The organism is Arthrobacter sp. AK01 (assembly GCF_021109375.1).
Classification (GTDB): domain Bacteria; phylum Actinomycetota; class Actinomycetes; order Actinomycetales; family Micrococcaceae; genus Arthrobacter.
The window spans coordinates 34,686-61,208 of the sequence record NZ_JAJOHP010000002.1 but is presented as its reverse complement, the minus strand read 5'-3'; the positions used below and the strand labels follow the sequence as shown (position 1 = coordinate 61,208).

The following is a 26,523-nucleotide window of genomic DNA, read 5'->3' as shown; positions in this document are numbered from 1 at the left end:
GCGCCTGCGAGGGTAGTGACATGACAACTACTACAAGCAGTCCGGACATCATCCTTATCGCCGGCCACTGGCTGGGCGCTTGGGCGTGGGATGAAGTCCTTGAACATTTGGAAACGGACCACTCCCGCGCAGTTGCGGTGACGCTCCCCGGTCTCGATGGGGACGATCCTGAGCGGGATACGAAGACCCTCGACGATCAAGCTGCAGCCGTCCTGGAAATTCTTGCGCACTACGGGGTTTCCGAAGATCGGCCCGCTACTATCGTGGCTCACAGTGGGGCGAACGGCCCCGTCAGCCTTGTCCTTGACCGACACCCTGAGCTTGTTCATCGGGTGGTGTGGGTCGACTCCGGCCCTCTGGCAACAGGGAGCGTGTTCGCCTCGGATCTCCCGGAAGGGTTGATGGAGCTCCCGCTGCCGTCCTTCGAAGTCCTCGCACAGCAGGCAAGTCTCGAAGGCCTGAGCACGGAAGTCCTCGAGCGTTTTCGTGCCCGGGCCGTCCCGGAGCCTGGCCCCGTGCTGCGGCAGCCCGTCGAACTCATGAACGATGCCCGTCGCCAGATCCGGACCACCCTGGTGTGCTGCTCGATCCCTGGCGCGCAGGTGCTGGAGTTGGCCCACGCAGGCCATCCCATGTTTGCTGAAGTCGCGAACCTCGAAAATCTCGACGTCATTGACCTCCCCACGGGTCACTGGCCCATGTGGAGCCGCCCCCGCGACCTTGCCAAGATCATTCAGTCAGCTTCCACACGGGTCGACTGAACCAGCGCGCCCAGGTCATCCGCCGTCAATGAGCCACCGGCAAGCGCGTCGCCCTCCATCACGTCAGCGAACAGCTGTGATTTCTTGGCCTTCAACGCCATGACCTTCTCCTCGATGGTGTCCTTGGCAACCAGCCGGTAGACCATGACGTTCCGGGCCTGCCCGATGCGGTGTGTGCGGTCCACAGCCTGTGCCTCCGATGCCGGGTTCCACCAAGGATCCAGCAGGAACACGTAGTCGGCCTCGGTCAGGTTGAGCCCGAACCCACCGGCCTTCAGCGAGATAAGGAACACCGGAGCGGCACCGTTCTTGAACTCGCTCACCACATCACCACGGTTCCGGGTGCTGCCATCGAGGTAGCAATACTCCACGCCCTCTTCGTCCAGGCGCTCGCGGACCTTCCCAAGGAAGCCCGTGAATTGGCTGAAGATCAGCGTCCGGTGGCCCTCGGAAATGACGTCCTCCAGTTGCTCGAACAACACATCGAGCTTCGAGGACCGCACGCCGGACAACGAAGAATCCACTAGTGACGCGTCCAGACTCAGCTGCCGCAGCAACGTCAACGACTGGAAAATCGTGAAGCGGTTCTTGTTCACGTCATCGATCAGACCCAGGATCTTCTGCCGCTCGCGTTGCAGGTGCGTCTGGTAGACCTTCTGGTGCCGCGGGTTCAGCACCACCTCAAGGATCTGTTCCTGCTTGGGCGGCAGGTCCTTGATGACCTGCTCTTTGGTGCGGCGCATCATGAGTGGACGGACACGACGGCGGAGCTTGCCCAGCTGCGCCGAGTCACCGTTTTTCTCGACCGGCTTTTGGTAGTTCTCGGCGAACCGCTTGGGGCTCGGGAACAGTCCCGGCGCCACGATGGACGTCAGCGCCCAGAACTCCATGAGGTTGTTCTCCAGCGGCGTGCCCGTGATGGCCAGCTTGAAACGGGCTGGCAGTTTGCGCGCGCACTGGTAGGCCTTGGACTGCTGGTTCTTGACGAACTGCGCCTCGTCCAGCATCAGTCCTGCCCAGTGGAACGACGCGTAGGCATCGTAATCAATGCGGAACAGGGCATAAGACGTAATAACGACGTCGGCGCCCGCCAGAGCTTCGACAGGGGACTGGCCACTCTTGGCGAAAGTTTCACCGACGGTCCGCACCACGAGCCCGGGAGCGAACCGCTGCGCCTCCAATGCCCAGTTGCTCACGACACTCGTCGGGGCAACCACCAGGAAGGGAGCGCGCGGAGTTACCTCAACAGAGTCGCCCTGGGCGGCAGCGGCAGTCTCCGCTGCCAGGTCCTTCGCCGCACAAATCAGCGCAATGGCCTGCACAGTCTTACCCAGGCCCATGTCGTCAGCAAGCACACCGCCGAGGCTGTGCTTGTACAGGAAGCTCAGCCAGTTGAAACCCTCCAACTGGTACGGACGCAGCTCAGCGTTAAGGCCGGCCGGCAGCGGCAGGCCGGTCACGCCGTCGTCGAGCAATCCGCCCACAGCCTCACGCCACGCGGCCGCTTGTTCGTCCACGATCCCCAGCTGGGCGAGCTCGTCCCAGAGCCCGGCCTGGAAGCGGCTGATCTGCAGGGTGCCGTCCTTGTTGTCCGGGTTGTCCTGCAGGGAGCGGGCTTCGTCGATCAGTGCGCGCAGCTGGTGCAGCTCGGGCAGGTCCAGCGAGAAGTACGCGCCGCTGGGCAGCAGCATGCGGCTCATCCCGGCTGCAAGGGCAGAGAACACTGCGGCGAAGGAGACGGGTTCGCCTTCGAGGGTGATCACGATGCCGAGGTCGAACCAGTCGCCGCTGGCCGTTTCCTTGGTGGAAATGGACACCACGGGTGCCTCGGCGGCCTCACGGTAATCAGCGATGTCACCGGAGGTTTCCACCACGACGTCGGGCAGTTCCCTGAGTGCGGGCAGCACCTCTTCGGTGAACGCCAGGGTGTCCAGACCACCAAGTTCCACCGATGCAGCGAGGCGCGGTGTACCCCAACCGCCCGTGGCAGACTCGGCCAGCGCTGAAACAACGTCCCACGGCCGGCCCAGCGATTCCAGGATGCGGGCTTCCTCAGGATCGTCGCGGTAGCCACGGTCATCGGGGTGCCGCCATAGGGGCTGTGCCGTGACCAGCGTGCCGGACTTGTAGTGCCACTCCCAGTGCAGCCGGACCTTGTGGTCGTTGCCGTAATTGGCCAGCAGGGACAGCGTGGGGACCGCCAAGGTGGGCAGCTCAACGGATTCATCAGCGGCCTGGACCGGTGTGGACTGCCGCAGTTTGGGGTAGAACGAGGTCAGGAACCGGCTTTCGTCCTCGGCCGGAATCTGAAGTGTCTGGCCGTCCATGACGAACTCGAGCAGTTCGTCCGTGATGCCGCCCTCGATCGGGGCCAGCGTGATGAGGTTCTTCTGCTGCGGTACTCCGGGCAATGTTTCCCCGGAATGCGTGAAGAAGATTCCGTTGGCCGGCTTGCCCAGGAAGCCCACGGTCGCGGCATCAACCGGCTCCCCGGCTACGGTGACTGACGGCGCGAGCTGCAGGCCGCCGTCGGGGGTTGTGCTTTCCGTCCCGTTCGCGTCCAGGCGCGCCAGACTCAGTCCGACGACGGCGGCCTGCGACTCAACGCGGACAGGTTCGCTACCAGCCGAGTGAATGAGCGGAATGCCCGCCTTGGTGGCATCGGAAAGGAGGGTCCAAAGATTCTTGGCCGCGAAGTCGTTCAGGCTCAGCCACATGGCCCCGGACGGTTGTTGGCGGCCGTTGCTGGAACCGTGTGCGGCGAGGAAAGTCTGAAGCCATTCGACGTGGACTTCATTGAATTCGCGCCGGAAGCTGACGTAGCTGAGGTTGTTCCAGGAGACGTCGCCCCGGATCCATTTGCCCTTGGCACCCATCATGACGGGACGGGCCTTGAGCTGGCGGACGCTGCGCATGGGGTCACGGCGGCCTGTGTAGGAGAAGTGGGCGGCGGGCTCTTCCACTTCGAACTGCAGCGCGAGCTGGATACCTGCAGCGCTGGGGGCCGTGCCGGGTTTCGCGATCAGCCTGTTGAGGGCTTGTTCCCAAGCGGGACGTGCCGAGCCGCCCTGCTGGCCCGAACCCACCCGCGACGTCTGGATGCCGGGAGCCTGTGACAGGAGCTGGGCACGAATGGTGGGGTGGTCTTCGGCCGTGAAGAGCAGTGCGGCGACGTGCTTGCAATCCTTGCGGACCGGGCAACTGCAGATACCCACGGTGCAGCTCCAGCCGCTGGGCTTACGGACCAGTTTCGCCGACGTCGAATACGGCTGTGGGCCGGTGCCGCGGACTTTGCCCATCAGGAGGCCCGTAGCGGCGTCGAAAGAAATCCCGTTCACGCGGCTGCCCATGGCATAGGCCAGTCCGGCCGCGAGCGAGCGGTCCGTTATGGCAGGAGTCTGAATGGCCAGTTCCCAGTTTTCGTCTGTGTGGGACGGCATGCGTAGGGCTACTTTCGGCAGGAGGTTATCTGTTCAATCTTAGTCAGCAGAAAACGGCTCCCAAACTTCGCCCTCCGTTAACCTCATCCTCGATTGCCGCGCCGCTCCCACGCGTACGTTGAAAGTGTCCGGAGCACCATCAGCTTTCAGCAGTGAGGATTCCCCATGACTACCAACGAGTACCCCGTCGTCCTGAACAAGACCAGCTTCGAAGCCGGCAATGCGGATGTTGTGGATTCCAACGTCAACGTCGTGAACCAGATGTATCAGGAGCTCCTCAACAGCGACGAAATCGCACCCGCTGCGCTCAACAGTTTCTTTGTGGATTTCTACCTGACGCAGGCGCTGTCCGGCGGATTTGCCCAATACGTCTTCACCGCGCCGGAGCGTGAAGAAGTGGACGCCTACGTCCGCGCCGGTCTCGAAGGGATGGGGGCCACCCGGCACCTTGACCTTTTCAACCGCACCGCGGCCACGTTCGATGCGCTGACAGAGGACGAAGCAGAGGCATACCTCGACGGCGAACTGGACGAGTCCGAAACTCCGCCTTCTTCGGTGGTTGTGCTGGACGAGCTCGACGGCGAGTTCGAAGCCCTGCTCGAGGAAGAGGACATCATCGACCTCAACGCTGCGTACCTCCGCGACCAGTCGGGCCTGCTGGTCCTGGCAGACGAAGAAATCGAAGCGCACATCGCCGAGCGCGTCGCGTTGATTCCGGACCTCGCCGAGCGCCAGGCCGAGGCCGAGGAAGAAGCCCTCGCCAACGCCCCCGAGTTTGAGGTCATCATCCGCGAACTGTGCGACGTGGCCGGATATGCCCTGGGAAAGATCACCATGGGCGATCCCAACTACGAGCACGACGGCGTGAAGACCCTGGCCTGGCACTTCGCCACGGACCACGGCGACTACATCATGGTGGAGGACGACGACGAAGCCTTCATGATCCACCCGGAAACGAAGGAAATCATCGCAGCCGTGGAGTTCGAAGAGTCCGAGGAATTCGCGGACGCTTAAGCCCCACCGCGCGAGATCGCCGGAACGCTGCGGAATCGCCGTAGCGTTCCGGCGGTCTCGACGCGTTTCCGGCGATTTCAGGCTACGTGGATCGGCGCTGACCGCGCCGGAGTTTGACCACCTGCCAGACGATCATGGCCTGCCACAAGGTAAGCAGGCCGATCCAAATCCAGTTGGGACCATGGTCGGCTGCATTGAGCATCATGGCCAGGAACCCGAGGAGCCAGGCGACCTCCTGCGTGATGAGGGCCGCCAGGGTCGGGCGTCGGACGTTTGCTTTCTGTTCTGCCATTTCTCTCCCCACTGAGTGGCTTTGCAGTCTAGCTGAGACGGTTCGTCGTTCGCGCGACTTCGCCTGAAGACGGCGACCGTTGGGGCAGACCGCAACGGCAAAGGGCTATTTGATCATCTCCCCAGCCGGGCTCACCAAGTACCAGACGCCGCCCACGCCCTGGCCCGTGACGTCGCCGGGCGCCTTGTCCTTGGCGTAGTAGTACAGGGGCATGCCGTTGAGCGTCACGTGCTTCTTGCCGTCCGGCGAAGAGATGGTTCCCACTGTGCCGGTGACGCCATCAACAGTGGGGGCGTCCGACGTCGTGGTGAAAATAGGCCAAGCCGCCAGGCAGGCTTCCGTGCACGCGCTGGTTCCCGAGTCCTTGACGTCCTTGGTGAAGAAGTAGAGGCTCATGCCTTTGCTGTCCACCACAATCTGACCTGCGCTGGAGGAGGCAACCGTCATTTCGGCTCCGGCGGCCGCGGTGGCCGGTGCGCTGGAGGGAGGTGCCGCGGAGGAGGTAGCTGCGGGGGGAGTGGACGTGGTGGTTCCCGGGCTTCCGCCGCACCCCGCCAATGCGGCAGTCAGGACCAATGCTGCGAATCCAAAGCTAAGTGGTTTCTTCATGTCCAGCTCCTTTGACGAGCCGGCCGTGATGGGCCGGCGCTAACCCCTACGACGCCGAGGGGGGAAGAATGGTTCATGGACCTGAACCTTTTCCGGATGCGCGTCGTCGTATAGGCGAAGGGACAGCGGAAAGAGTGCGAGGGAGGTGTCTATGCCGTTGGACGAGGACGTCGTGGCAGCGATCTATCGTGACCACGGCACTGCACTGAAACGCTTCGTTCTCAGCTGCACATCCGATGCCCACCAGGCCGACGACGTCGTGCAGGAAACCATCCTCAAGGTGTGGCAGCACGCCCCGCAGATCACGGGAAGCTTGCGAAGCTACCTCTTCCGGACGGCGCGGAACGTCATCATCGACAACTATCGGAAAGCGCAGCGTCGCCCTGTCGAAGCCGGTGAGCAGGACCTTCCGGATCATGCGGCGAGGGAACGCGTGGACGAACTCCTGAACCGGGTGCTCATGGAAGAGGCGTTGCTCCGGCTCAGTCACGAGCACCGTGAGGTCCTGGTGGCCCTTCACTACCAACGATTCACCGTCAGCGAGGCAGCACTGCAGCTGAACATCCCGGCGGGAACCGTGAAATCCCGGGCTTTCTATGCTGTGAAAGCCCTCCGAACAATCCTTGATGAAATGGGGGTGGAACGATGAACGGCAACTCCGTCCACCAATTACTGGGCGCCTACCTGCTGGGTGGGCTCGAGCCCGAGGAAGCCCGCACGTTTGAGGACCACCTCGCCACCTGCGCAGAGTGCCGACGCGAACTTGAGGAACTCGAAAGCCTGCCTGCATTGCTCGACGCCGTTCCTGCCGCTGACGCGGTTGCCCTCACTGTCGCTGGGGGTCCGAACGGGCTCTCGCCTCTGGAGCCGAAACCCGAGGTGCTTCCCGAGAACGTCCTGGTGGACTTGTCCGTCCGCAGGCGGAAATCACGACGCCGGTGGGCGGCTTTGGTGGGTGCAGTGGCCGCTGCCTGCCTGGCTGTTGGTTTCCTCGCCGGGCCGCTGTTGAACCAGCCACCGAAACCGGATGCGAGCTACTCGGTGCAGTCGGACAGTGGATTGCAACTGACCGTGGGCATGGTGAAGAAGAATTGGGGCACCGAGCTCGAGGTCGAGGGCCGGTCCATGCCGCTGGAAGGGACACTTTACCTTTGGGTGAAGGGCAGGGATGGCGCCGAGGAACGCACTTGTGGCTGGACGGCCACCGCGAGTGGCCGGATCAAGATCACCGGCGCCACTCCGGTGCAATTGGCTGGGATTGCCGGCGTTGAGCTTCGCGACGAGGCAGAGAAGACGGTGGCCTCGATTTCGGTGCCGTAGAGGGCTTAGTGCTCTGTGACTCCGTTGCCGGGCACGCCTTCGCCTTGCGAGCGGAGTTCTGCCACCAGCGCCGGGTTCTCGCAGGCCCGGGCGAACGCTTCAATACGCCGCTCGATCTCCCGGCCCAGCAGCCAGCTCCCAATCCTCTCAGCCACGGGCTTCAGGAAAGCCGGGCGGCAGGAAAAGGTGTACTTCCAGACTGCCCGTGTGCCGCCGTCGTCTGGTGTGAACCGCCAGCCACCGCCGAAGTTCTCGAAGAACCACGGCCCGGAGACCATAGTCATGCCGACGTTCCTGGGCGGTGTGTAGGAGACGTACTCGCTGACCATCTTCAAGCCCATGCGTGAAACAGTCCGGGTCCGCACGCCTTTGCCAGCTGACGTGGCTCCGTCCAGGAAACCCTGCGCGGAGATGAATGGGTCCCATGTGAGCCGGAATTCGCCTGTGGTCTGGGAGAGGGCAAAGGCGGTTTCAGGGTCAAGCCGAATGAAACGCTCCGCGCGGACTTGCGGCATCAGAACCCCTGGCCCGAGCCAAGCACCAGGAACACCATGAACACGATGCCAAAGATGTTGACCGCCATAATCGCCAGTCCGATGATGCCCGTGATGCGCCCCGCGTTCATGCGCCCGGCGCGAAATACGGCGATCAGCCCACAGACCACAGCAAGGACGGCGAGCACCACCGCGACGCCCGCCAGCACCAGCGCACCGACCCACCACGCGTCGTTGCCCTGGTTGTAGCGGCTCATAGCCGAAGCGATGGCCGCGATGCCCAGGGGAATGCTGACGACAGCCGCGATGGGTGAAAGGACAGCGGCAATGATGCTCGTGATGCCGGCACCCAAGCCGCGATTACCCGTTCGTTGGGGCTGCTGGTAGTAGTCGATCGGTGGCTGGTAGCTCATGGTTCCCCCAAAAGTCCGTGGCTAGATCTTGCGGTAGGTAAGGTCGAAGATCATGCGTCCGGCCTCGTGGGCTTTGTTTTCGAAACTCGTCCGAATGCGGCCTTCGAATCGTGGAGCCCAGCCGCCTTCCTGGTCCACACCTTCGTTCGGGCCAGTGTGTTCGGTGCTGACGGGCGCACGGCCTTCCCTGACCGGGGCACCGCCGACTACGGATTCGACGCCGGATTGCCACACTTGCGTCAGCGGGCTTTCCTCGCCGCTGCGCTCGCCTTCATGCATGTTCTCGAACTCAGTGGAATCCGCCAGCACTTCGCGGACGTGCACTGCGTAATTGGACCAGTCCGTGGCAATTCGCCAGTAGCCACCCTTTTCCAGGGCCTTGGCTGCGACGGAAGCGAAAGCCGGCTGGATGAGCCGGCGCTTGTGGTGACGGGCCTTGTGCCAAGGATCCGGGAAGAACACCCAGAGTTCGCTGACCGAACCTTCGGGGAGCATCGACTCCAGAACCTCGGGAGCGTTGGCTTCCACCACACGCACATTGGTCAGCCCGCGGCTGTTGATCTTGATGATGGTGTTGGCCAAACCGGGCGTGTAGACCTCGACCGCGAGGAAGTCCTTGTCCGGGTTCTGCTCGGCAGCGTGAACCACGGCGTCACCTAAACCCGAACCGATCTCCACAATGAGGGGTGCCTTGCGCCCGAAGACGGCCTCGGCGTCGAAGGTGTAGTCCGGGTGTACGGAGGTGTTGGCGACGTGCCGGGGAACTTGGATGGCCCAGCGCTCGGCGTGCTCTTCCCACGCTGCCTGCCTGCGGCCCTGCAAACGGGTGCCTCGGCGCACGAAGCTCACCGGGCGGCCACCGTAGGTGCCGAAGGAGGCCTGGCTGCCGGGCGTGACTGGTCGCGGGGAATCTGGGGTTTCACTCATCGCTTCCAGAATACTTTGGTTCCGGCTGGCGGCTCTGCAGAGCCCGCCGCTGAGTGCCCGGTACGCCGCAATGCACGCTGGGCTCCATCTCGCTGATGGCGTCCAGTGATGACACCAACGCCTTCGCGCTTTCGCTCCGTTTCCGGTCTATACCCGGCTACCTCCAGTGGCCCGTGTTATCCAGCCCGCCGTACTGGGACTGACCAAGGGTCTTTCCACGGCGGAAATCCCGGAGTGCACGTTCCGACTCCGGATCCGAATCGACCGGCCGCCGCTGCTTCGTCCTCCTCCGCAGATAAACCGCGATCGACGCAACGATCAGCAATCCTGCCGCAATTGCCACCCCTAGCAACTCCATGGCGCCCCCTTTGTGAAACAACTATAGATTCCCCTCCCCGAATGGCCCAGGTATCTGGGCCATCGCGGCATGGTCTACTGCCCACGAGGATGCCCCCGTATTGCTGTCCACCACGGGCTGGGAACGCAGTGCATGCTCGCAGAGATGACCCCATCAGGCATCCCAGACCCGTGGCTGACAGAATAGGACGTGTGACCTCCTCCAAGACCCCCGGCTACCCGGAGAAATCCGTGCTCCCTGACATTGCGGTGGACGCCGAGATCGACGACGAGCCAGCCGCGGACCCCACGCAACTACGGGGCAAGCGCGGGCTCGTGTACCTCGGCATCTGTCTGGTCCTGATCGGCCTGAATCTCCGCACGGTCTTCTCGAGCTTCTCCGCCGTCCTTCCGGAAATAACGTCCGACGCCGGCCTGCCGGGCTGGTCGCTGGTGGTCCTCACCACGGTGCCGGTCACCTTGCTGGGCGTCTTCGCGCCGCTTGCCCCCATCCTCGCCCGGAGGTTCGGTGCTGAACGCGTGCTTTTGGGGGCCATGGCAGTCCTCACGATGGGCTTGCTGCTGCGGCCCGTGGAGTTCCCGGGCATGGGTCACTTGCCCGCACTTCTGGCCGGAACAGCTGCCTGCGGTGCCGCAATAGCGCTTTGCAACGTCCTCCTTCCGGGTGTCGTCAAAAGGGACTTCCCGCACCGGCTTGGCTTGATGGGCGGCCTGTACACCACTGCGATCTGCGCTTCGGCTGCCCTTGGCGCGGGGTTCACGTATCCGGTGTTTACGGCAACCGGCCACTGGACCTCGGCGCTGTGGTTCTGGGCGGTGCCGGCCGCCGTCGTACTTCTGCTTTTCCTGCCGTTGGCAATCCGCCAGCCGTCGGTCAGGCACCAGGCAGTCCACGGCGGCGTGAACGTGTGGCGGTCAGCCGTGGCCTGGCAGGTGACCCTGTTTATGGTGCTGCAGGCCATGATGTCGTTCAGCGTGTTCGCCTGGATGGCGCCCATCCTGCGCGACCGGGGGATCGACGGGAGCACGGCCGGGCTGATCGTCTCGGTGTCGATTGTGCTGCAGATGCTCGGCTCACTGTTTGCCCCGGCGCTGGCCACGCGTTTCAAGGACCAGCGCATCATCAACATGGTGGTGGCCCTCATGACCGGCGGTGGTTTCGCGCTCACGATCTTTGGCCCCACCGAGCTCATCTGGGTATGGACCGGGTTGAACGGGCTGGGACAAGGATCGCTGACTGCCGTGGCCTTGACCATGATCATGGTCCGCACCCGCGACGCCCACACTGCCGCGCACCTGTCCGGGATGATGCAGGGAGTTGGCTACGGGGTGGGTTCACTGGGCACGTTGATGGTAGGCCAACTGCACCAGGCAACGGGCGGATTCGCGGCAGCCGGGATCCTGTTCCTGGTGGTGGGATCCTTGGCCGCGTTCTTCGGATACCGGGCAGGCCGCGACCGCTTCGTTTAACGTTGTGAGGCCCACTCTGCATCCCAAAAACCCAGGGAAGAGCGCAGAGCGGGCCTCGCAACGAAAGCCGGAGTAGCTAGACGGTCAGGTCCTTGCCCTTCGTCTCCGGGATGGAGAAGGCGAACGCGATGCCCACCAGCAGCAGGATCACCGCATAGACGTTGAACAGGTAGCCCTGCCCGATGGTGCCGAGCCACGTCTGCAGGTACGGAGCCGTGCCACCGAAGACAGCGACGCAGATGGAGTACGGAACGCCGACGCCGATGGTGCGGATGTGCGTCGGGAACAGTTCTGCGTAGACCGCCGGGACGATTGCAGCGCTGCCGGCGATGAAGAACAGCATCACGGACATGGACACTGCGAGCTGCCACGGCGAGTCCTTGAGCAGCCACGTCATGGGGAAGTGCAGCAGGGCGGCGCCGGCGGCAGAGACGATGATCACGGGCTTGCGGCCGATGCGGTCCGACAGCTTGCCCCAGAAGGGAAGGGCAGCGATGAATACCACGTTGGCGATCACACCGGCCCACAGGGCTTCACCGCGGTCCATCTTCAAGGATGTTGCTGCGTAGCTCGGCGCCACCACGCCCCAGATGTAGTAGACAACGGTCAGGCCCACAGTGAGGCCGATGACCTGGAAAGCCTGCTTGCGGTACTTGATGATCTGCGGCAGGATCGGCAGGCGCTTCTCGTTCGGAGCCTCGGCCTCGAAAGCCTCGGTTTCCTTCATCTTGGCCCGCATGAACAACGCGTAGATGCCCAGTGCGCCGCCGATCAGGAACGGGATACGCCAGCCCCAGGCGTTCATTTCGTCCTTGCTCAGGACGTTGGTCAGGATCGCGCCCAGCAGGGTGCCGGCCAAGATGCCTGCCGTGCCGGAGGTGTAGATGAGGGTCGCCCAGAAGCCGCGGTGTTCCTTGGGTGCCATCTCGGACAAGTACGTTTGCGACGACGGCAACTCACCACCGTGGGCGAGGCCCTGGATGAGCCGGGCCACCAGCAGCATTACCGAGGCGAAGGCACCAACTGCAGCGAAGGTCGGTGCGATACCGATGAGGAGGCTGCCCACCGCGCCCAGTGCAACGGCGACGGTCATGGACGTCTTGCGCCCGATCCGGTCGCCGATCCAGCCGAACACGAACCCGCCGAACGGACGGGCAACGAACCCGACGGCGAAGATCGCCAAGGTGGACAGCACAGCTGACGTTGGGTCTGCCTGGCTGAACAGGGCACTCGCGATGAATGGCGAGAACGTGGCGTAGATTGCCCAGTCGTACCATTCAACGGCGTTGCCGATGCCGGTGCCGACCAGCGTGCGCATGTGCGACTTGTGGACCTTGACGTCGGGGGACGTTCCTACGGTGGTGGTCATGTGGTTCTCCAAAGTGGGGAGGGGAGTTAGTTGCCGGCGAGGGCGGCGATACGGGATACGGCGAGCTCTGCATACAGTGCGGCGCCGTCGGTGAGGACGCCGTCGTCGAACAGTGCGTAGGGCGAGTGGTTGAACGGCGACGTCGTGTGGTCGGCGCCGGGGGCAACGGCGCTGAGGCCCACAAACGTGCCGGGAACTTCGGCCAGGACGCGGGAGAAGTCCTCGGAACCGCTGAGCGGAGTGGCCATCCGAGTGTGCCTGGACTCGCCGAACATTCCGGCGATCACCTTCTCGGCGGTGGTGGTCTCGTCCTCGTCGTTGATGGTGAGGGGGTATTCCTCCTGGTAGTGCACGTCCGCCTCCAAACCGTGGGCTGCGGCAATGCCGTGCAGCAGCCGGGGTACTGCTTCCATCATCTTCCGGCGGGACTCTTCGGAGAAGGTCCTGATGGTGGCTTCGATGCGGGCGGTCTCAGGAATCACGTTGCGCTTTGTTCCTGCGTGCAGAACGCCGACGGTCAGGACGACGGGATCGAACATGTTGAACTGGCGCGTGACCATGACCTGCAGGGCGGTGACCATCTCGGCGGCTGCCGTGACGGGGTCCTTTGCCGAGTAGGGGGCAGAGCCGTGGCCTCCGGCGCCCAGCACTGTCACCACGAGTCCGTCCGAAGAACTGAGCATCACACCCGGCTTGGTGACGAACTGGCCGTGCGGTTCCAGCGAGGAGAACACGTGCATTCCGTAGGCGGTGTCCGCGCGGCGACCGGCAGCGTCAAGGACACCTTCCTTGATCATGTAGCTCGCGCCGTCGAAGCCCTCTTCGCCGGGCTGGAACATGAGGATCACATCGCCGGCCAACTGATCGCGGCGTTCAGCCAGGAGGGTGGCAGCGCCAGCGAGCATGGAGGTGTGGAGGTCATGCCCGCAAGCGTGCATGGCGCCATCCACACGGGAGGTGTAGTCCACGCCGGTGGTTTCCTGTACCGGAAGTCCGTCCATGTCGGCACGCAGCAGCACCACGGGCGTCTCAGCTGAAGCGTGAGCCGCGCCGCCCCGCAGAACCGCGGTGACCGACGTCGTTTCCTGGCCCAGGGTGATCTCGTACGGCAGTCCGTCCAGCGCCTTGAGTACCTTCTCCTGGGTCCGGGGGAGCTGCAGGCCGATTTCCGGTTCGCGGTGGAGGTCGTGGCGGAGGCGGACGATGTCGTCCCGTAGTTCCTTGGCGTCGGCAGCGATGGTCATCTGTGCTCCTGGTCTATCCGGTGAATATGTTCCTTAGGCCATTCTGGGGTGACCTGTTTCACACTGCTCAAAACATCTGGAAATATGCGCATGACCTATGGATATGACAGGAATCATGCAGCACTCTGAGAGAATCGGCTCATGGAGCTCAGTGAAGAAGATCTGCGGCTGATCAACGCCTTGCAGATATCACCCCGGATCAGCTGGTCCGACGCCGGCGAAGTCCTCGGCGTCCACGCCACCACCCTGGCGTCCCGATGGGAGCGCTTGCGGGCGGCCGGAGCGGCGTGGACAACGGCCCACCTCATGGGGGATCCGAAGGACATGTGCCTGGCCATGGTGGATATCGACTGCGAAATGCACCTCAGGCCGGACGTCACGGCCGCGGTTGCCCAACTTCCCGAGGTCATCACCGTGGAGGAAGCCGCCAGCAACCGCGACCTCACCCTGACGGTCATCACCCAGGACCTTGAACAGTTCAGCACGCATTTGTTGCCGAGGCTCAAGGAAATCCGGGGCCTCATCAAGTACCACACGGCACTCTGCACGCGGATCCACACCAGCGGCTACGCCTGGCGGCTCAACCTCCTGACCAAGACGGAACAACAGGCACTGCGGGCGCTCGCCGGACCCGAGTCGGCCAACCCTTCAGCGCCCGACACCATCGTGGTCCCGCTCCCGGAAAGCCACCTGGCGCTGATCCCGTTCCTGGCGCGTGACGGCCGCGCAACGGCGGCGGAGATCGCCCGCGCGCTGGGACGCAACCCCGCCACGGTTCAGCGCCAACTGGGGCGGGTCCTCAACAGCCGGATGCTGTCCTTCCGCTGCGAAATTGCCCAGCAGTTTTCCGGCTTCCCCATCACAGTCCAATGGTTCGCGAACGTTCCTGCGGGCGAACACGAAGCCGCCGCCACGGAACTGAGAGCTATCCGGAACATACGCTTCTCCGCGTCCACCACGGGCCGCACCAACTTCACCATGATCATGTGGCTGCGCTCGCTGGCCGATGTCATGGAAATGGAGCTCACCATCCAGCAGCGCATTCCGGGCATAGTCCTGGTGGAGAGCGTGGTCATGTTGAACACGGCAAAGCGCGTCGGGTGGATGCTGAACCCGGACTCGACCGCCACCGGAACAGTGGTTCCGCCCTACGGGGAGCTGCTGCCCGATGGTATCTAGGCGTGCTTGGTTGCCCTCAGGACGGTGTCCAAGGTGGTGCCGGACTCGCCGTTGGGACCGGTAATCGTACGTTCGCGGTCAGTGAGGATATTGACGAACCACGGCTCGCGATCCAGGCGCAGCTCGCCGGCCAACTGCTCGGGCGTGAAGAACATGCCGGAGTCGTGGTGGTGGCTCCACGACGGCAGCCCGTGTGGGTGATGCCCCACCACCAGCAAAGTGCCGCCCGGTGCCACAGCGGCCGCTGCCATTGCCACGGACTCGCGCCATGGCAGCAGGGGCGAGTGCAGGAACTGCGCCGAGACCAGATCGAAGACCGGCTCCGGTTCCCACTCAGTAAGGTCCTGCTGCTGCCAGGTGATCCGGTCCGCATGATCGGTCTCCGTTGCGTGTGCGGCTGCCCGTTCAAGCGCGACGGCGGACACATCCAACGCGGTGACCGTCCAGCCCTGCCCTGCGAGCCACAGGGCATCACCGCCCTCTCCGCAGCCCAGGTCCAGTGCCTTGCCCGGCTTCAGGCCCTCCGCTTCTGCCACGAGTTGCGGGTTCGGATTCCCGCTCCACACCCTTGACCGCTCCCGATACATTCCGTCCCACATGTCCACGGCATTGTCCGCGTCCTCATGGAGGTTCAGGCCGCCCTGCTGGGCTCCCTCGTGCTGGTGTCCGCGTTGGTGAGTGCCGGCGTCGTGAGTGTGTTCAGTCATAAGCCAAGCGTGCCGTGAGCCGCGTGCGAAAGGCAACGCTTGTTGCTATTCCGGCAAGTTCCACCGCTGGGCTCCGGCCCCTGAAGCGCCCAGCTCGTCCGACGGGTTCTGCAACGTGCACGACTTCAGGCTCAGGCAACCACAGCCGATGCATCCGTCCAGGTCGTTGCGGAGGTGCTGCAAGGCCGCGATCCGCTCGTCGAGTTCCTTGCGCCACCGCAGGGACAATTTGGTCCAGTCGCGCTTGGTAGGGGTTCGCCCGTCGGGCAAGGAGTCCAAGGCCTCGCGGATGTCCTTGAGCGGCAGGCCGACGCGCTGCGAGGTCTTGATGAATGCGACGCGCCGCAGCGTGTCGCGGCGATACCGCCGCTGGTTGCCTGCTGTCCGCTCCGCTTCGATGAGTCCGTTGCGTTCGTAGAAATGGAGGGCCGACGGCGACACTCCACTCCGCTCGGACAGCTCACCGATAGTGAGGGGCCGGTGGGTATCGACTGGCGGCATGGCGTTGCCTCCGTTGGCAGGGGTGGTGGATTGACCTCAACATTAGTTGAGGTTCTAGGCTGACGTCCATGACCTCTGACACCTCAACGGCCGGGATACTGCGCCGCCCATACTTGCTCGCCACCGTGGGGGCTTGCGCGCTCGTATTCCTCAGCGCGTTCGAGTCCCTCGCGGTGACCACCATCATGCCGCTCGTGAGCCGCGACCTGGACGGCGCCAGCCTGTATGCACTGGCCTTCGCGGGCCCGCTGGCAACGGGTGTGATGGGCATGGTGGCGGCGGGCAACTGGTCCGATCGTCGTGGTCCGGCGGCGCCCCTGTACTCCTCCGTGGCGTTGTTTGTGGCGGGACTGCTGATCGCTGGCACGGCAGGAACCATGGAAATCCTGGTGCTCGGACGGTTGGTGCAGGGACTGGGCGGCGGCGCGATGACCGTGGCCCTCTACGTGTTGGTGGCACGCGTGTACCCGCCGGCGCTGCACCCTAAAATCTTTGCCGCCTTTGCCGCGTCCTGGGTGGTCCCTTCCCTGGTTGGCCCGTTTGCGGCAGGTGTTGTTGCCCAGCTCAGCAGCTGGCATTGGGTGTTCCTAGGTGTTGTTGGGCTGGTTGTTCCGGCATTGCTGATGGTGGTTCCGGCTGTGCGGGGAATGGACTCCGAACCCGCTGCCGAACCCGTCCCCTGGGCCTTCGGTCGCATGGGATGGGCAGCGCTGGCAGCCTTGGCCGTCCTGGGACTGAACCTGTCCGCGGAGGTGCCGGGCGTGGGCGGGGTGATCGCCGTCGTCGCCCTTGTCATTGCGTTGGTGGCTGTCCGCCCGCTGGTGCCGCGCGGAACGTTGACTGCACGTCGCGGCCTTCCCAGCGTGATCCTGGTTCGCGGGCTTGCCTCGGCAGCATTCTTCGGGGCCGAGGTGTACCTGCCTTACCTGCTGACGGAGCGCTACGCGTTCACGCCGACGTTCGCCGGGCTCACACTGACCGGTGCCGCGCTGGCGTGGGCCGGAGCGTCGGCCATCCAAGGGCGGTTGGGCGCCAAGCTGGCCGACGACCTTGCCGTGAAAGTCGGTGCTGCCCTGGTGCTGATTGCCGTGATCTCCACCCTGGTGACCGCAGCGTTCGCTCTGCCCGCGTCCGTGGCCATTGCTGGTTGGATCCTGGCTGGTGGCGGCATGGGGCTCATGTACCCAAGGCTGTCTGTGATGACGTTGGCCCTTTCCACCCCGGAAAACCAAGGTTTCAACAGCGCCGCCATGTCCATCTCCGATTCCCTCGGCGGCGCGCTGTCCCTCGCCGCCACGGGACTCGTCTTCGCTGCATTTACGACGACGAACTCGTTTGCGGGGGTCTTCGCGCTGACGGCGGTGATCGCCGTCGTCGGGGTTCTGATTGCGCCGCGCGTCGCCGCCCGGGCTGCCGCATCCGAATCCGACGCCTCGAGCGCTGAACCCGAGCTCACGCGCCACTCCTGACCCGTTGTGGGGCCTGCTCTGCGCGCTTCGCGAGCCCGGAAGGGCGCAAAGCGGGCCCCACAAGAAGGGCCCCGAGCTGCCCCGATGAGGGTCCATCGTGGAAACACTGCTAAGCTAGGAACACTTGATGTGCGGTGACGCCCTGAAGCAGGTGGCCTGAAAGGCTGCGCGACGGGGCATTTTTCATGTGAGAGGCACATCCTGCGTCGATGAACGCGTTCTATTTGGTCCCGGCCACCGCTGTTGCAGCGAACCGGTAGATCACCTGACTTTTCCTCGGCGAACCCCTGGCCCAACCGGCGTCGGGGGCCGATGTCCGCACTTGGACACCGCCCGAAAGACATGAAGTTTATGACTACTTTTGCTGCCCTTGGCACGCCCAAGCCCATTGCTGAATCCCTCGCCGCAGATGGCATCGAAGAGGCATTCCCCATCCAGGTGAAGACCCTCCCGGACACCCTCGCAGGCCGCGACGTCCTGGGCCGTGGCCGCACCGGCTCCGGTAAGACCATTGCTTTCGCCATCCCGCTCGTGGCCCGCTTGGCCGAGCGCGAAGCAAAGCACTTCCGCAAGCCGGGCCGCCCCATGGGCCTGGTCCTTGCACCGACCCGTGAACTGGCAACCCAGATCAACGCCACCATTGAACCGCTGGCCAAGGCCATGGGCCTGAACACCACGGTCATCTACGGTGGCATCTCCCAGGCACGCCAGGAAAAGGCGCTGCGCGCCGGCGTCGACATCGTCATCGCCTGCCCGGGCCGCCTCGAAGACCTGATCCGCCAGCGCATCCTGACCCTCGAAGCCGTTGAGGTCACCGTGCTGGACGAGGCCGACCACATGGCCGACCTCGGCTTCCTCCCGGTCGTCAAGAAGCTTATGGACATGACCCCCACCCAGGGTCAGCGCCTGCTCTTCTCCGCAACGCTGGACAACGGTGTTGACAAGCTGGTCAACCGTTACCTGTCCAACCCGCTGACGCACTCCGTGGACGATCCCCAGGCCGCTGTCACCACCATGGAGCACCACGTCCTGGTGGTCAACGACCAGACCGTCAAGAAGCAGCTCATCGTCGAACTGGCCTCCGGCGCCGGCCGCCGCGTCCTCTTCATGCGGACCAAGCACCACGCCCGCAAGCTTGCCAAGACCCTGACCGACGCCGGCATCCCCGCCGTCGACCTCCACGGCAACCTGTCGCAGAACGCCCGCGACCGTAACCTTGCCGAGTTCTCCAACGGTGACGTCCGCGTCCTGGTGGCCACCGACGTCGCAGCCCGCGGCGTGCACGTTGACGACGTCGAACTCGTTATCCACGTGGACCCGCCCACAGAGCACAAGGCGTACCTGCACCGCTCAGGCCGTACGGCCCGCGCAGGTTCCGATGGCACCGTGGTCACCCTGACGCTCCCCGAGCAGCAGAGCGACGTCAAGAAGCTCATGAAGGCTGCCGGCGTTGACGTTTCGTTTGAACGCGTGACCGCCAACTCCCCGTTGGTTGCTGACCTGGTGGGCGACATCGCGGACAAGGTTGACCCCCGCACCCGTGCAGCTCTCCTCGCGGCGAAAGCCCCGCAGGGTGGCGGCACGTCCACCGGCGCCAACGCCCAGCGCAAGCGCGCACGCCGTTCCACGCAGGCTGCTCCCACCGCGGGTGGCCGTGGCGGTCGCGGCGGACGCGGCAAGGTTGGGGCTGAGCCGGTTCGTACGGACACCAACCGTGCCGATCGCCGCGCAGCAGCGAACGACGACGTCGCCCGCAGCTCACGTGGTCGCGGCAAGGCAGCTTCCACGCACCGCAACGACGTTCCCGGCTCGCAGGGGCAGAACGGCCGCAGCGGTCGTCCGGCTACCGGCCAGCGCTCAGCTTCGGCTCCGCGCACGGCATCCACCACGAGCACCCGCACCGGTGGAAACAAGGCCGTATGGTCTTCCGCCACGGGCGCTACGTCCGGTGGATCCTACGGTTCGGGTGCCTCCGGCAACTCCGGTCGCGGTGGCTCCGGCGCAGGTCGTCCGGCCCGCAGTGGCCCGCGTCGTGCATCGGCTCCCGCTTCCAACGAGCGTCGCGGCCGCTAACGACTCACCAGCCTCGGGCGCGCCACTCCTCAAGGTGTGGCCGCTCGGCGCCAAGGGTCGTGGGCAATCCATGGCCAGGGTGCACCACGGTTTCGTCCGGATAGGCGTCGAACAGTCGTTCCGACACGTCGTTCAACAGTGAAGTGAAGCGTGCAGGATCTTTCTGTGTGTTGCCGACGCCTCCCGGAAACAGCGAGTCTCCACTGAAAATGTGGGCAGGCCCGTCTGGATCCTGGTACACGAAAGCGATCGAGCCCGGGGTGTGTCCACGCAAGTGGACTGCTGAGATCTCGAAGTCGTCAAAGCGCTCAACGTCGCCATGACTAAGCCGGACGTCCACTGGAACCGGCAACGCATCGGCGTCGTCCGCTCCGGCTGAGGTGGTCGCGCCGGTAACGGCGACCAATTCCGGCAGGGCCCGGACGTGGTCCCAGTGCTGGTGAGTGGTGGCGATCCTGACCAGTTTGGTGGGGGCCGACGAATCGGCAGCACTGTCTTCCAGCATTTGCTGAATAGCCGGGAGGTCGTCTGCTGCGTCGATCAGCAGCTGCCCACCTGTGGACTTTGAGGTCAACAGGTAGACGTTGTTGTTCATCTCGCTGACCGAAATGCTGCGGATAGTGACGTCACGCAATGAGTGAATAAGCGAATCCATCGTGTCAGTCTATGCAGTTGCCGGGTTGCCTTCGCGGCCCTGCGATACCCAGTTGGGGTCGGCCGAGCGTGAACCCACGACGGCGGCCGCGGCTTGGTCGAGCACCTCACGTTGTGCTGTCCCCAGTTGCAGGGACAGTGCCCCCAGGTTCTCGTCGATCCGGTGCGTTTTGCGCGTGCCGGGGATGGGAACCACGGAAATCCCGAGGCGCTGACCTTGGGTGAACAGCCAAGCCAGGGCTACCTGGGCAGGAGTTGCATCCAGCCCGCTGGCTACCTCGCGAACCGCGGCCACGACGGCCTGGTTTGCATCAAGTGCCTCGTCGCCAAAACGGGGGATCTTATGGCGGAAGTCATTCTCGCCGAGGTCACCCGCGCTGACGGTTCCCGTGAGGAACCCTCGGCCCAGCGGCGAATACGGCACGAACCCAACGCCAAGTTCCTTGGCTGCAGGAACAACGTTGAGCTCAACATCCCTGCTCCAGATTGACCATTCACTCTGGACTGCGGCAATGGGATGGACGGCGTTGGCCTGCCTGAGCTCCTCGGCTGTCACTTCGGACAGTCCGAGGTGCCGGACCTTGCCCTCACGGACCAGCTCCGCCATGGCCTCCACGGTTTCCACTATCGGAACGCGGAGGTCGCGGCGGTGCAGGTAGTAGAGGTCAATCACGTCAGTGTCCAGGCGGCGGAGGCTCGCTTCTGCCGCTTGCCTGACGTAGGGCGCATCCCCGCGGACTCCCGTGTACCCGTCCGCGGGGTTGCCCTCAATTCCGAATTTCGTGGCCACTTGGATTTCGTCACGGCGCTCTTTCAGGAGCTTGCCCACGAGTTCCTCGTTGCTTCCGGCGCCGTATACATCGGCGGTGTCGATGAACGTGATGCCCGCATCCACGGCGTGCCTCAGCGTTTTGAGCCCTTCCTGGGGATCGATGCCGCCGTAGACAGGGGTCAGGGCCATCCCGCCGAAACCGAGGGGGCTTACCTTGAGGCCATCGCCGAGTTGAACTGCAGTCATGAACTTCTCCAATGCGCGTAGGTGTTCCAGAGGGCCCTTTGTTGGCGTGAACTCTGTGGCCGCGGTGGGTATTCCTGCTGGGCCCCCCGACTTGGAGTAAGTGTGCGGTGTTGCCCTGCCCCAATTCGACGGCTTGCTGCGCATTCGATGGTAGGAGACGTCTCATGCGCAGCGGGCCATCGAAATGGACCAGCGACCGCGGTGGGGTGTTCGCTACTCGGCTTTGGCCACGGACTTATCGGCAGGCAAGGCCTTCAAACCGGCAGCACAGCCCACGATTCCCGCGATGAAGAGCAGCTTCAGCGGGCTCGCGGACTCCACGCCCGTGATCATGGCCCAGCCAACAGTGAGAGCTGCGCCGATGCCCACCCACACCGCGTAGGCAGTTCCCAAGGGGATTCGTTTGACCGCGATGCCCAGTCCGAGCATGCTCAACACCGCAGTAATCGTGAAGACCACGGTGGGCATGAGCTGCGTGAAACCATTGGAGAGGCCCAAAGCGGTGGCCCACACGGCTTCGAGCAGTGCCGATGCCAAGAGGATTGCCCAGGAGATGCCGTTGCCGGTGTTCTTTGTCTTAGCAGTCATGGCTATGCCACCACCTTCAGGCCGACCACACACGCGCCGATTCCAGCAAGCAGGAGCAGCCGGGCCGTCGTCGCACGTTCAACCTTGGTGACCATCGCGTACGTTGCGGTCAGTACGACACCGACGCCAACCCACACTGCATAAGCCGTGCCCGTGGGGATGGACTGCATCGCGATGGCGAGTCCGGCCATGCTGGCGACGACCGACACCAGGAAAACGACTGTGGGGACGGGTTTACGGAAGCCCTTGGACCGGTGGAGCGCTGCGGCCCAGACGGCCTCGAGTGCTCCGGAAAGAATGAGAATTATCCACGACATGACATTTCCTTTGGCCAGTCTTGTCGCATTCCGGGTACTGAACCGTCGTCCGGAGGTTCCAGAGCGGAACCTTCATTTCAGGCTAGCAACTCCCGCGCGGGGTGGCCACCTCTGGTGGTTAACGTCACCACCTCAGGCGTGGGCCTCCACGTGGTCGATCGAGATGACAGCGATGAATCCGCGGCCCGAGATCTCCGGACTCCGGGTATCGGAGCCGACTACGGCGTCGTACCGTGACAGCTCGACGGGTTCGGCCGCGCTGGGTGCCGGGGCGTCGCCGTCGGACTCTTCCTCCACAGCGGCGCCCGGCGCAACTGTGGCTTTGCCCTCGAGCAGGATGGCAAGCTGGCCCTCGAAAACCGGGTGTGCGCGCTTCTTGGAGATCTCCACGATGGAGGTGTAGCCCTTGAACGCGCCTTTGCGCGCAATGACGTTGAGATCCCGGATGTCACCAGTAGGGAGGGTGGCTCCCGATGCGGCCTCGCCCGAGAACCGGAACGGCCGGTACTTCTCCAGAGGGTGCTCGGCTCCGTCCACAGTGAGGAGCAGCAGTTCGCCTTCGATGATGGTGATCACGCGCTCCATGCCCGGGAAGGTGGAGAATTCTCCGGCTTTGGAGACGTCGGCGATGCTGACGCGCCAATCCCATGCCCCGTCCTGGGCCGAAGCGGCTTTCGGATGGCTGGCCAGTTCACGGGTCACCCCGCCCCCATTGCGCCATGGTTCAGGATGGATGTCGGCAAAGCGGATGATCTCCATCCGACCAGCCTAGTGGTGGACACCGGTTCTGCGTTGGCATTGCGGCTTGCTAACGTCATATGTGGAAAACGTTGTGAGTATGGCTGGAGGCACGGGAATGTTCGTCAAAGTGTGCGGATTGAGCACGCCCGAATCCGTGCGGGAAGCCGTCGACGCCGGTGCGGACGCCGTCGGCTTCGTCCTCACCACCAGCCCCCGTGAAGTCAGCCCTGAACAGGTGCGTATCCTGCTGCCCTTGGTGCCGCCGGGTGTTCAGGCAGTGGGTGTCTTCCGGCACGAGGCCGCAGCTGATGCCGTCGCCATCGCCCGTGACGCAGGGCTTGGGTGGGTACAGCTCCATGGTCACCGGACTGCCAACGACGTCAAAACCGTGCACGACGCCGGGATGCGGCTCATCCGCGCAGTCACCATGGGAGCCGCCCGGGACGAGTTCGCTGACCTGGGCGAGGAAGTGTTCCTGATCGACGCCGCCGTGCCGGGTTCGGGGGAGTCCTGGGACTACGCGTCCGTGCGGGAGAAGGGCCTCGACGGCAGGGAGTGGCTGCTGGCAGGTGGACTTGAACCCGGCAACGTCGCCTTCGCTGCCGCTGTTGCCGGAGCTTGGGGAGTGGACGTTTCTTCTGGCGTCGAGGCATCGCGCGGAGTGAAGGACCTGGCCAAAATCCGCGCCTTCGTCCACGCCGCCAAAGCCTGATCCTCTCTCACCTTCCGCGGGTTTAAGGCCGTTCCTCTCTCACCTTCCGTTAGCTTTCGGTGGTCGCTCTCTCACCTCCAGCCGTCCCTGCGGTGATCAGGTGAGAGATGGTTGATGAAAACGGGTGATTAGGTGAGAGAGCATCGGACTTGTCACTGGCACCCCCTAGAATCGCTCCCAACAGCAGGTCCACCGCTGAAACGCATCGAGAACCACGGAAACCAGGAGCCAAGCATGAGCACGGAACACTTCACCCTGACCATGAGCCGCGAGTTCGACGCCCCCCGTGAGAAGGTTTTCGAAGCGTGGATGGAGCCGGACAAGCTCACCCAGTGGTTCGGACCCGTGGAAGTGGACGCTCCCCGCGACAAGATCATCGTCGAGCCCCGGGTGGGCGGTATCTGGCAGGTCGTCATGGTGTGGTCGGACGAGAATGGCGAGCAGTCGGCCCCCATTGAAGCCGTGATCACCGAGTTGGACACGCCGGCCCTCTTGGTCGCAACAGCCAAAGCTGCTCCGGACGCCGATCACGAATTCGAAGAAATGCGCCTTGAATTCGAAGACCTCAACGGCCGTACACGCATGAACGTCACTCAGGGTCCGTTCGAATCGGAAGAGTGGGTAGACATGACCCGCGATGGCTGGGGCACTTCGTTCGACAAGCTGGACGCGCTCCTGGCCTAGCCCTGCGTACGAACCCGGCGATGAGTCAGGGAAGAATCAGGGCAGACCCCTACGCTTTTTGTCGGGCCCGCAGGGGAGAATGGGGACTATGAAAACGATCCTTAACGTCATCTGGCTTGTCTTCGGTGGGTTTTGGCTGGCCTTGGGTTATTTCGCGGCCGGCATCATTTGCTGCGTGCTCATCGTGACCATCCCGTGGGGCATAGCTTCGTTCCGGATTGGCGCATATTGCCTGTGGCCCTTCGGTCGGATGGTGGTTGAGAAGCCGGGCGGCACAGGTGTCTTCGCGCTTCTCGGCAACGTTATCTGGTTGCTGGTGGCGGGCATCTGGATCGCTATCGGTCACGTGGTCACCGCAGTTGCAATGGCCATCACCATCATTGGCATCCCGCTGGCGATCGCCAACCTGAAGCTGATCCCGGTGTCGCTGATGCCGCTCGGCAAGCAGATTGTCCCTACCAGCCAGCCGTTCGTCAGCACCTACCGCTAAGAAGCAGAAACCGCGCCGGTGCGCAGATCGAGACTGAACGTCCGATCCCTTCGCACCGTCCCGCCGTCGGCCTCTGCAGTGAACGCGAGTTCCAGCGTGCTGTGCCCGATGTCCGACGCCGTGATGGTGTACGTCGGCGTGAAGTAGAGAACGTGCTCGCCGGGCGGCAGGTCCGCGGGTGGGAAGTCACCGGGGTTGTCGTGCGGTCCGAGTAGTACGACGCCGGTAGCCGTCCCGGTGCCGACGTTGCGGACGCGCCCGGTGAAGGCAAGGATGTCCCCGGCCTTGTGGCCGGGGACGATGGGTCCGTAGTTGAGGTCCTGCGCCTCCCGCGTGCCAAGAACCTGGTCCCCGGCGTAGCCTTGGCCGATTTCCTTCCAGGTCTGCACATCCCATTCACCGTCGCTGTTGGAGGGGATCACGTGGAAGTCGCCGGCGTTCTGCCACACCGCGGGCCTGCCTGGGGTGACGGAGCGTAGCTCCATGTCAAAGACCAAGCCGGCCGGTTCCGAAGCATCCGGAACAGCCCGGGGTGGAGCGGAAAGCTGCCCAGTGAGCTGCTCGGCAGGGATCGATGCGAACACGATCTCCCGGTACCCCTGCCTTTCATAGAGAACCCCGATGTTCCCATCCGGTAGCCGCGTCACCGTCGAGTACGCCGAACTGCCGCCGCAGAGCAACAGCTTGGCGGGCCAGGTGGCGCCGTTGTCGGGGGAGAGGCTTAGGACGGTGTTGCGACGCAGATGCGGGTCGTGGTTGTTGCTCGCGAGCAGCCAGGATGAAGTCTCCGGCGTGGCAAGGGCAGCAACACTTGGCATACCGTCGAAGCGCGCCAAGGAACCGTTGTCGCTGGGGTCCGGCAAATCCGGAATAGCCTGCAGCGGGCTCCACGTCTGACCGCCGTCCTCGGACTCGGCGGACAATCTGCAGGGCGTGGCCCGTGAATGCAGGAGCAGCCGGCCATCGTCCAAGCACACAACTTTGTTTTCGTTGGGCCCTATCCCGGCGGGACCCGCTCCAATCAGGTCACCCAGGGCCCAGGTATCGCCATGGTCGTCGCTGAATGCAGATGCAGCCATGATGTCGCCGTCCACTAACAGCACAAACTGCTGCACCAACCGTCCCCTGTACGGCCCGGCATGGATCTGAATTCCTTGTCCCGCCGCGGCGAAAAGGCCTGTTGCTCCGCGCACTTTGAGCTGCGAGGTGAGCCGACGGTGCTGCCAGGTGTCGCCGTCGTCGTCGGAGAAGCTGACATCTGCGTGCTGGACGTCGTCATCGGGCTCCAAACCGGAGACGGCCTCGAAGAAGCCCGCGTGCGTCCCGGCGGAATGGAACATGAATATGCGGCCGGTTTCGGCGTCCACCAGCAGGCTCGGGTCCCCGAAGCCGTGGAGTCCCGATCCTGTGCGGACCAGCTGCTGCGACTCCCAGGTGATCCCGTTGTCGTAGCTGCGGCGCAGGAGGAGATCGATGGGATTGGGGAGATCGTCCAAGTTGGGCCGGCCGTCGTAGGAGGCCAACACGGTGCCCCGCGTGCTGACGGCAAGCGCCGGGATGCGGTACTGACGGTAACCGCCGACGCCCCGGAGAGCCAGAACATGCTCAATGTCGGGGACGGCCAAGGGCATTCTAGGGCGGGAAGAACTCAAGAGGTAGGAGGTCACACCTCCATGCTAG

At 64.0% G+C, this 26,523-nt stretch carries 28 protein-coding genes and 1 riboswitch; of the genes, 11 read left to right on the top strand and 17 right to left on the bottom strand.

Annotated elements, in window-relative coordinates:
* The first annotated feature begins 20 nt into the window (after positions 1 to 20).
* The gene (locus tag LN996_RS01105) at positions 21 to 761 is read left to right on the top strand and encodes an alpha/beta fold hydrolase (RefSeq protein ID WP_231338359.1); all 741 of its coding nucleotides are present in this window, start codon (positions 21 to 23) and stop codon (positions 759 to 761) included.
* Here the strand turns inward: LN996_RS01105 and LN996_RS01100 are convergent.
* A complete protein-coding gene (locus tag LN996_RS01100) occupies positions 734 to 4,201 on the bottom strand; it encodes a DEAD/DEAH box helicase (protein WP_231338358.1) in 3,468 nt (1,155 codons plus the stop codon). The two genes, LN996_RS01105 and LN996_RS01100, sit on opposite strands and share 28 nt — an antisense overlap.
* Before the next feature lie 165 nt (positions 4,202 to 4,366).
* Between LN996_RS01100 and LN996_RS01095 the strand changes: the two genes are divergently transcribed.
* Positions 4,367 to 5,215, top strand: coding sequence for a hypothetical protein (locus tag LN996_RS01095; protein WP_231338357.1), 849 nt, complete (start codon positions 4,367 to 4,369; stop codon positions 5,213 to 5,215).
* Between the two features lie 82 nt (positions 5,216 to 5,297).
* On the opposite strand, the gene LN996_RS01090 is transcribed toward LN996_RS01095, so the two are convergent.
* Both LN996_RS01090 and LN996_RS01085 read right to left on the bottom strand, forming a co-directional pair.
* A complete protein-coding gene (locus tag LN996_RS01090) occupies positions 5,298 to 5,507 on the bottom strand; it encodes a hypothetical protein (protein WP_231338356.1) in 210 nt (69 codons plus the stop codon).
* A 105-nt stretch (positions 5,508 to 5,612) separates the two neighbouring features.
* Entirely contained in the window at positions 5,613 to 6,116 is a 504-nt protein-coding gene (locus LN996_RS01085; protein WP_231338355.1) for a hypothetical protein, read from the bottom strand.
* Between the two features lie 151 nt (positions 6,117 to 6,267).
* Here LN996_RS01085 and LN996_RS01080 point away from each other — a divergent pair, with 151 nt between their 5' ends.
* Both LN996_RS01080 and LN996_RS01075 read left to right on the top strand, forming a co-directional pair.
* Positions 6,268 to 6,765, top strand: coding sequence for a sigma-70 family RNA polymerase sigma factor (locus LN996_RS01080; RefSeq protein ID WP_231338354.1), 498 nt, complete (start codon positions 6,268 to 6,270; stop codon positions 6,763 to 6,765).
* On the top strand, positions 6,762 to 7,436 hold the full coding sequence (locus LN996_RS01075; protein WP_231338353.1) for a zf-HC2 domain-containing protein: 675 nt from the start codon (positions 6,762 to 6,764) through the stop codon (positions 7,434 to 7,436). The genes LN996_RS01080 and LN996_RS01075 overlap by 4 nt, the downstream gene beginning before the upstream one ends.
* Positions 7,437 to 7,441: 5 nt before the next feature.
* Here the strand turns inward: LN996_RS01075 and LN996_RS01070 are convergent, their stop codons facing one another.
* From LN996_RS01070 to LN996_RS01055, 4 genes are all read right to left on the bottom strand, one after another.
* Positions 7,442 to 7,951, bottom strand: a complete 510-nt coding sequence (locus tag LN996_RS01070; protein ID WP_231338352.1) for a type II toxin-antitoxin system RatA family toxin — start codon at positions 7,949 to 7,951, stop codon at positions 7,442 to 7,444.
* Entirely contained in the window at positions 7,951 to 8,343 is a 393-nt protein-coding gene (locus tag LN996_RS01065; protein ID WP_231338351.1) for a hypothetical protein, read from the bottom strand. The genes LN996_RS01070 and LN996_RS01065 overlap by 1 nt, the downstream gene beginning before the upstream one ends.
* Before the next feature lie 21 nt (positions 8,344 to 8,364).
* A complete protein-coding gene (gene trmB, locus LN996_RS01060; protein ID WP_231338350.1) occupies positions 8,365 to 9,270 on the bottom strand; it encodes a tRNA (guanosine(46)-N7)-methyltransferase TrmB in 906 nt (301 codons plus the stop codon).
* A 157-nt stretch (positions 9,271 to 9,427) separates the two neighbouring features.
* Complete coding sequence (locus tag LN996_RS01055) at positions 9,428 to 9,628, bottom strand: hypothetical protein (protein WP_231338349.1); 201 nt, start codon at positions 9,626 to 9,628, stop codon at positions 9,428 to 9,430.
* Positions 9,629 to 9,819: 191 nt separating this feature from the next.
* Here LN996_RS01055 and LN996_RS01050 point away from each other — a divergent pair, with 191 nt between their 5' ends.
* Positions 9,820 to 11,097: an MFS transporter gene (locus LN996_RS01050; RefSeq protein ID WP_231338348.1), complete on the top strand. Its 1,278-nt coding sequence runs from the start codon at positions 9,820 to 9,822 to the stop codon at positions 11,095 to 11,097.
* Positions 11,098 to 11,173: 76 nt separating this feature from the next.
* Here LN996_RS01050 and LN996_RS01045 read toward each other — a convergent pair whose 3' ends face one another.
* Positions 11,174 to 12,466 carry an MFS transporter gene (locus tag LN996_RS01045; protein WP_231338347.1) on the bottom strand — a complete coding sequence of 431 codons (1,293 nt, stop codon included), beginning with the start codon at positions 12,464 to 12,466 and terminating at the stop codon, positions 11,174 to 11,176.
* Positions 12,467 to 12,492: 26 nt separating this feature from the next.
* Positions 12,493 to 13,710 carry a M20 family metallopeptidase gene (locus LN996_RS01040; RefSeq protein WP_231338346.1) on the bottom strand — a complete coding sequence of 406 codons (1,218 nt, stop codon included), beginning with the start codon at positions 13,708 to 13,710 and terminating at the stop codon, positions 12,493 to 12,495.
* 141 nt (positions 13,711 to 13,851) lie between these two features.
* On the opposite strand from LN996_RS01040, the gene LN996_RS01035 reads away from it, so the two are divergent.
* Positions 13,852 to 14,889 carry an Lrp/AsnC family transcriptional regulator gene (locus tag LN996_RS01035; RefSeq protein ID WP_231338345.1) on the top strand — a complete coding sequence of 346 codons (1,038 nt, stop codon included), beginning with the start codon at positions 13,852 to 13,854 and terminating at the stop codon, positions 14,887 to 14,889.
* On the opposite strand, the gene LN996_RS01030 is transcribed toward LN996_RS01035, so the two are convergent.
* Positions 14,886 to 15,596, bottom strand: a complete 711-nt coding sequence (locus LN996_RS01030) for a cyclopropane-fatty-acyl-phospholipid synthase family protein (RefSeq protein WP_374110756.1) — start codon at positions 15,594 to 15,596, stop codon at positions 14,886 to 14,888. The genes LN996_RS01035 and LN996_RS01030 overlap by 4 nt on opposite strands.
* A gap of 45 nt (positions 15,597 to 15,641) precedes the next feature.
* Positions 15,642 to 16,097, bottom strand: a complete 456-nt coding sequence (gene soxR / locus LN996_RS01025; RefSeq protein WP_231338343.1) for a redox-sensitive transcriptional activator SoxR — start codon at positions 16,095 to 16,097, stop codon at positions 15,642 to 15,644.
* A 68-nt stretch (positions 16,098 to 16,165) separates the two neighbouring features.
* Between soxR and LN996_RS01020 the strand changes: the two genes are divergently transcribed.
* The gene (locus LN996_RS01020) at positions 16,166 to 17,566 is read left to right on the top strand and encodes an MFS transporter (protein ID WP_231338342.1); all 1,401 of its coding nucleotides are present in this window, start codon (positions 16,166 to 16,168) and stop codon (positions 17,564 to 17,566) included.
* Between the two features lie 351 nt (positions 17,567 to 17,917).
* Entirely contained in the window at positions 17,918 to 19,639 is a 1,722-nt protein-coding gene (locus tag LN996_RS01015; protein ID WP_231338341.1) for a DEAD/DEAH box helicase, read from the top strand.
* 4 nt (positions 19,640 to 19,643) lie between these two features.
* Here LN996_RS01015 and LN996_RS01010 read toward each other — a convergent pair whose 3' ends face one another.
* The 5 genes from LN996_RS01010 to LN996_RS00990 form a co-directional block, all read right to left on the bottom strand.
* Positions 19,644 to 20,294, bottom strand: coding sequence for an MBL fold metallo-hydrolase (locus LN996_RS01010; RefSeq protein ID WP_231338340.1), 651 nt, complete (start codon positions 20,292 to 20,294; stop codon positions 19,644 to 19,646).
* 9 nt (positions 20,295 to 20,303) lie between these two features.
* Positions 20,304 to 21,311 carry an aldo/keto reductase gene (locus LN996_RS01005; RefSeq protein WP_231338339.1) on the bottom strand — a complete coding sequence of 336 codons (1,008 nt, stop codon included), beginning with the start codon at positions 21,309 to 21,311 and terminating at the stop codon, positions 20,304 to 20,306.
* Between the two features lie 213 nt (positions 21,312 to 21,524).
* The gene (locus tag LN996_RS01000; protein WP_256490918.1) at positions 21,525 to 21,899 is read right to left on the bottom strand and encodes a multidrug efflux SMR transporter; all 375 of its coding nucleotides are present in this window, start codon (positions 21,897 to 21,899) and stop codon (positions 21,525 to 21,527) included.
* A gap of 2 nt (positions 21,900 to 21,901) precedes the next feature.
* A complete protein-coding gene (locus LN996_RS00995) occupies positions 21,902 to 22,216 on the bottom strand; it encodes a multidrug efflux SMR transporter (RefSeq protein WP_089596307.1) in 315 nt (104 codons plus the stop codon).
* A gap of 9 nt (positions 22,217 to 22,225) precedes the next feature.
* Positions 22,226 to 22,291: riboswitch (guanidine-III (ykkC-III) riboswitch) on the bottom strand.
* Between the two features lie 57 nt (positions 22,292 to 22,348).
* Positions 22,349 to 22,975, bottom strand: a complete 627-nt coding sequence (locus LN996_RS00990; RefSeq protein WP_231338338.1) for a HutD family protein — start codon at positions 22,973 to 22,975, stop codon at positions 22,349 to 22,351.
* Positions 22,976 to 23,072: 97 nt separating this feature from the next.
* Between LN996_RS00990 and LN996_RS00985 the strand changes: the two genes are divergently transcribed.
* The 3 genes from LN996_RS00985 (at position 23,073) to LN996_RS00975 (ending at position 24,843) form a co-directional block, all read left to right on the top strand.
* Complete coding sequence (locus tag LN996_RS00985; RefSeq protein WP_231338439.1) at positions 23,073 to 23,669, top strand: phosphoribosylanthranilate isomerase; 597 nt, start codon at positions 23,073 to 23,075, stop codon at positions 23,667 to 23,669.
* 234 nt (positions 23,670 to 23,903) lie between these two features.
* The gene (locus LN996_RS00980) at positions 23,904 to 24,353 is read left to right on the top strand and encodes an SRPBCC domain-containing protein (protein WP_231338337.1); all 450 of its coding nucleotides are present in this window, start codon (positions 23,904 to 23,906) and stop codon (positions 24,351 to 24,353) included.
* Between the two features lie 88 nt (positions 24,354 to 24,441).
* A complete protein-coding gene (locus tag LN996_RS00975) occupies positions 24,442 to 24,843 on the top strand; it encodes a YccF domain-containing protein (protein ID WP_159706203.1) in 402 nt (133 codons plus the stop codon).
* On the opposite strand, the gene LN996_RS00970 is transcribed toward LN996_RS00975, so the two are convergent.
* On the bottom strand, positions 24,840 to 26,510 hold the full coding sequence (locus LN996_RS00970) for an exo-alpha-sialidase (protein WP_231338336.1): 1,671 nt from the start codon (positions 26,508 to 26,510) through the stop codon (positions 24,840 to 24,842). The genes LN996_RS00975 and LN996_RS00970 overlap by 4 nt on opposite strands.
* Between the last annotated feature and the right edge of the window lie 13 nt (positions 26,511 to 26,523).